The sequence below is a fragment of the Burkholderia sp. E168m23 genome (genome assembly GCF_016586125.1).
GTDB classification, from domain to species: Bacteria; Pseudomonadota; Gammaproteobacteria; order Burkholderiales; family Burkholderiaceae; genus Burkholderia; species Burkholderia orbicola.
The window spans coordinates 1-2,241 of the sequence record NZ_BCPP01001072.1 but is presented as its reverse complement, the minus strand read 5'-3'; the positions used below and the strand labels follow the sequence as shown (position 1 = coordinate 2,241).

General features: G+C 65.8%; 2 protein-coding genes. Both read left to right on the top strand.

Features of this window, described 5'->3' with window-relative positions:
* Positions 1 to 758, top strand: a 758-nt coding sequence (locus tag JMF90_RS34150; protein ID WP_201326079.1) for a glycosyltransferase, incomplete at its 5' end; no start/stop codon positions are given.
* A gap of 134 nt (positions 759 to 892) precedes the next feature.
* The coding region (gene hpnJ / locus JMF90_RS34145; protein ID WP_374104318.1) for a hopanoid biosynthesis associated radical SAM protein HpnJ at positions 893 to 2,241 on the top strand (1,349 nt) is incomplete at its 3' end.

Genomic DNA, 2,241 nt, shown 5'->3' with positions numbered 1-2,241 from the left:
CGAAGTTATACGACGACTATCTGGAGCGTGTCACGGCGCCGCTGGCGGACCCGTCGGTGGGGGTCGTCACGTGCCTGTATCATGCGCGCAGCGTCGGCGGCTTCTGGACGCGGATCGGCGCGCAGTTCGTCGACGCTTGGTTCGCGCCGTCGGTGCGCATCACGCACCTCGGCCGCTCGAGCCGCTTCGGCTTCGGCGCGACGCTCGCGCTCACGCGCGACACGCTCGACCGGATCGGCGGGCTCGTCGCGCTGAAGGACGAACTGGCCGACGATTTCTGGCTGGCCGAGCTGCCGCGTCGCCTCGGGCGGCGCACCGTGCTGTCGGAGGTCGAGGTCGCGACCGACGTGATCGAGCCGTCGTTCGGGCCGCTGTGGCACCGCGAGACGCGCTGGCTGCGCACGATCCGTTCGCTGAATCCGGCCGGCTTCGCGTTCCTGTTCATTACGTTTACCGTGCCGTGGCTCGCGATCGGCGCGGCGCTCGCGTTGCGCCTCGACGGCACCTTCGCCGGCACGCTGGCGGGCGGGGCGGCCGCGCTCGGCGCATTCGGCCGGCTCGTGCTGCATGCGCGCGGCGAGGACGGCTGGCGCGCGTTCTGGCGCGACCTGCCGCTCGTCGCGGTGCGCGACACGCTGCTCGCGCTCGAGTGGCTCGCGGCCGTGTTCGGCACGCACGTCGTGTGGCGCGGCGCCAGGATGACGGTCGTCGGCGGCGAACGCGCGACCGCGGCCGTGGAAGCAGTGGACGGCCGCTAGGGCCGTCGATCGAAACCGGCCCGCGGGCCGAGACGCGTCGCACGGCGAAGCCGCGCGGCGCGACATGACAGAGAGGCGGGCGCCGGCATGGCGGCCCGCGGTTTTTTGACTGAATCGTTGTAACGAAACGAACTATGCAGGCTACCGGAGCATTCATGAAAACGCTGTTCTTGCAGGCCCCTTCGTATGACGGCTTCGACGGCGGAGCCGGCTCGCGCTATCAGGCGAAGCGCGAAATCCGTTCCTTCTGGTATCCGACCTGGCTCGCGCAGCCGGCCGCGCTCGTGCCGGGCAGCCGCGTCGTCGATGCGCCGGCCGACGGCCTGTCGGTCGAGGAAACGCTGAAGATCGCCAACGACTACGACCTCGTGATCATCCACACGAGCACGCCGTCGTTCCCGACCGACGCGATGTTCGCGCAGGATCTGAAGAAGATGAAGCCGTCGATGCTCGTCGGCATGGTCGGCGCGAAGGTGATGGTCGATCCGCACAACTCGCTCACGGCGAGCGAGGCGATCGACTTCGTGTGCCGCGAGGAATTCGACTACACCTGCAAGGAGCTCGCCGAAGGCAAGCCGTTCCCCGAGATCAAGGGCTTGAGCTGGCGCGCGAAGGACGGCTCGATCGAGCACAACGAAGCGCGTCCGATCCTCGAGAACATGGACGAACTGCCGTTCGTCGCGCCCGTCTACAAGCGCGACCTGAAGATCGACAACTACTTCATCGGCTACCTGAACTATCCGTACGTGTCGATCTACACGGGCCGCGGCTGCAAGTCGCGCTGCACGTTCTGCCTGTGGCCGCAGACGGTCAGCGGCCATCGCTACCGCACGCGCTCGGTCGAGAACGTGCTCGCGGAAGCGAAGTGGATTCGCGACAACATGCCGGAAGTGAAGGAACTGATGTTCGACGACGACACCTTCACCGACGACCTGCCGCGCGCCGAAGCCATCGCCATCGGCCTGGGCAAGCTCGGCATCACGTGGTCGTGCAACGCGAAGGCCAACGTGCCGTACAAGTCGCTGAAGATCATGAAGGAAAACGGCCTGCGCCTGTTGCTGGTCGGCTTCGAATCGGGCGACGACCAGATCCTCGTGAACATCAAGAAGGGCGTGCGCACCGATTTCGCGCGCCGTTTCAGCGCGGACTGCAAGAAGCTCGGCATCAAGATCCACGGCACCTTCATCCTCGGCCTGCCGGGCGAGACGCAGGAAACCATCAAGAAGACGATCGAGTACGCGAAGGAAATCAATCCGCATACGATCCAGGTGTCCCTCGCCGCGCCGTATCCGGGCACGACGCTGTACAAGCAGGCCGTGGAAAACGGCTGGATGGAAGAGAACAAGACCATCAACCTGGTCAGCAAGGAAGGCGTGCAGCTCGCGGCGATCGGCTATGCGCACCTGTCGCGCGACGAGATCTACCACCATCTCGAGCAGTTCTATCGCGAGTTCTATTTCCGTCCGTCGAAGATCTGGGAAAT